Source organism: Candidatus Methylomirabilota bacterium (assembly GCA_036005065.1).
Lineage (GTDB): Bacteria > Methylomirabilota > Methylomirabilia > Rokubacteriales > DASRDR01 > DASYQW01.
Map to the genome: position 1 here is coordinate 1 of DASYQW010000358.1, position 2637 is coordinate 2637.

Consider the following 2637-nt stretch of genomic DNA (forward strand, 5'->3'; position numbering starts at 1 on the left):
GGCGTGCTTCATGAGTTCTCGACCATCCCCAAGGTCACGGAGGACGTGACCGACATCATCCTCAATTTGAAGGAGCTCGTGATTCGGACCGACGTCGAGGAGCCGGTCACCATGTACCTCAAGGCGAAGGGCCCGGGCGAGGTCACGGCCGGGGACGTCTCCCCACCCGCCGGCGTAGACATCCTCAACACCGACCTGCACATCGCCACGGTCGCTAAGGGCGGGAGCCTGGAGATCGAGATGGTGGTGGAGCGGGGCGTCGGGTATCGGCCGGCCGAGCGGAACAAGAAGCCACGGGACCCGATCGGCGTCATCCCCGTGGACTCGATCTTCTCGCCGGTCCACAAGGTCTCGTACACGGTCGAGAACACCCGTGTGGAGCAGATGACCGATCGGGACCGGCTCATTCTCGACGTGGAGACCGACGGCTCGATCAGCCCCCGCGAGGCAGTGGCATCCGCCGGCGGCACCCTCGTCGACCTCGTGCAGCTGTTCTACGACCTGGCCGAGGCTCCCAGCTTGAACGTCAAGGAGGCAGAGGACGAGTCCCTTCCGTCGGACTATGGGATCACGGTCGAAGAGCTGAACCTCTCGGTCCGGTCCTACAACTGCCTCAAACGGGAGGGAATCAACACGGTCGGCGACCTTGTCCAGAAGTCGGAGGCCGAGCTCATGGACATCCGCAACTTCGGCCAGAAGTCGATCGACGAGGTCAAGACGAAGCTGGCCGAGCTCGGCCTGTCACTGCGGGAGGAGTAGGAGCGATGCCGAGGCCCAAACGCGGCCCCCGGCTGGGCGCCGGTCCGGCGCACCAGCGGCTCCTGCTCGCGGGGCTGGCCGCGCAGCTGTTCACGCATGAGCGAGTGAACACGACCCAGGCCAAAGCCAAGGCGGTTCGTCCGCTGGCCGAGAAGCTGATCACCTCGGCGAAGCGAGGAGACCTCGCCGCTCGCCGCGAGGTCTTGAAGGTGATTCCGGACCGGGACGTCGTGCACAAGCTCTTCACCGACATCGGCCCCCGGTACGCCGAGCGGCCGGGTGGGTACACGCGGATCCTGAAGCTCGGTGCTCGTCAAGGTGACGGCGCGCCCATGGCACGTATCGAGCTCGTCGCCTCGGAGGAGTAGGCATCCTCGGCGGCCATGACGCCCGTCGTCAGGCTGACGCTCGCGTATGACGGCACGGGGTTCCGCGGGTGGGCCAAGCAGCGTGAGCAGCGCACGGTCGAGGGCGTCCTCCAGACTGCGCTGGAACGGTTCCTGAGACACCGCCCGAAGATCTCGGTGGCCGGCCGGACCGATGCCGGCGTCCACGCCCGGGGACAAGTGGTTTCGTTCCAGGCGGCCGACGTTGTCGATGTCGGCCGCCTGCAACTGAGGCTGAACGCCCTTCTCGCTCCGGAGGTCGTGGTGACCGAGGCGCGCGGCGTGCCCGACGGATTCCACGCTCGACACAGCGCGACGGCGCGGGAGTATCGCTACCGGATCGAGACCGGGCCCTATCCTGATCCGTTCACCGCGCGGTTCGTGTGGCACCGGCCCGGCGAACTCTCGCTCCCGCGGATGCGCGCGGCCGCCCGCGAGTTGGTGGGCGAACACGACTTCGCCTCGTTCTGCCGACTGCCCAGGGACGGATCAACCACGATCCGGAACCTGCAGCGGCTGGCGATTGCCCGGTCGGGGGGTCTGGTCGAGGTCACGGCCCGGGCCAACGCGTTCCTGCACCAGATGGTCCGGAGCCTGGTGGGGACCTTGGTCGCGGTGGGCGAGGGAAGGATCGAGCCGGACCGTGTCCCTGCCATCCTGGCCGCGAGGGACCGCTCGGCGGCCGCCCAGATGGCGCCCGCCCACGGCCTGACCCTCGAACGCGTGGCGTACGGCCGGCGCTGAACATCAAGGCGTCTGATGCCTCAAGCCGAGGCGGCCTTTGACGGAGTCGCAAAGTCGCAGGTAGCATGGGGCGTCGGCTCGTCCGGGCCGACCTTTCTCACGTATGAAGACCTACACGCCGAGGCCGCGCGACATCGAACGCCGCTGGTATCTGATCGATGCCGGCGGCGTCATCCTGGGCCGCCTGGCGACTCAGGTGGCGGCCATTCTCCGCGGCAAGCACAAGCCGATCTTCGCTCCGCACATGGACACGGGTGATCACGTCGTGGTGGTGAACGCCTCGGGCGTCCGGCTGACCGGGGGCAAGGAGGAGAAGAAGCTGGCGCGGCGCCACTCGGGATATCCGGGGGGGCTCACCGAAACCACGTATTCGCGTCTCCTGGCCACGAGACCGGCGTTCGCGGTGGAGAAGGCGGTCCGGGGGATGCTTCCCAAGAACAGCCTGGGCCGAGCCATGATCGGCAAGCTGAAGGTCTATGCGGGGCCCGAGCACCCGCATCGGGCTCAGAACCCGGAGCGGCTCTCGCTTGGTCAGGTCCCGACGTGGAGCGGGCTGCCGAAGCCGCCGCCGGTGGCGCCGACCGGCCCCCAGCCCAAGGCTCCACCCAAGCGATCTGGAGCCAAGCCCGGCTCCGCCGGCCCGAGGGCCAAGCGGTCGGCGGCCAAGCGGACCACGGCAAAGACGACGTCGAAGGCTTCGGCGGCCAAGTCTCAAGCGGCCAAGAGGACCACCGCCAAGGCGGCGACG

Annotated in this window: 2 protein-coding genes and 2 pseudogenes; all 4 read left to right on the plus strand. The window is 68.1% G+C overall.

Features of this window, described 5'->3' with window-relative positions; genetic code table 11:
* On the plus strand, positions 1-759 hold a 759-nt coding region (locus tag VGW35_24225), incomplete at its 5' end, for a DNA-directed RNA polymerase subunit alpha (protein ID HEV8310780.1).
* A 5-nt stretch (positions 760-764) separates the two neighbouring features.
* Positions 765-1115 (plus strand): annotated as a pseudogene (gene rplQ, locus VGW35_24230) (50S ribosomal protein L17).
* A gap of 27 nt (positions 1116-1142) precedes the next feature.
* Complete coding sequence (truA, locus tag VGW35_24235) at positions 1143-1889, plus strand: tRNA pseudouridine(38-40) synthase TruA (protein HEV8310781.1); 747 nt, start codon at positions 1143-1145, stop codon at positions 1887-1889.
* Between the two features lie 103 nt (positions 1890-1992).
* A pseudogene (gene rplM, locus VGW35_24240) lies at positions 1993-2403 on the plus strand (50S ribosomal protein L13).
* Positions 2404-2637 lie beyond the last annotated feature (234 nt).

Coding starts and splice junctions, on each gene's coding strand:
- truA (HEV8310781.1), top strand. CDS start 1,143: ATGACGCCCGTCGTCAGGCTGACGCTCGCGTATGACGGCACGGGGTTC.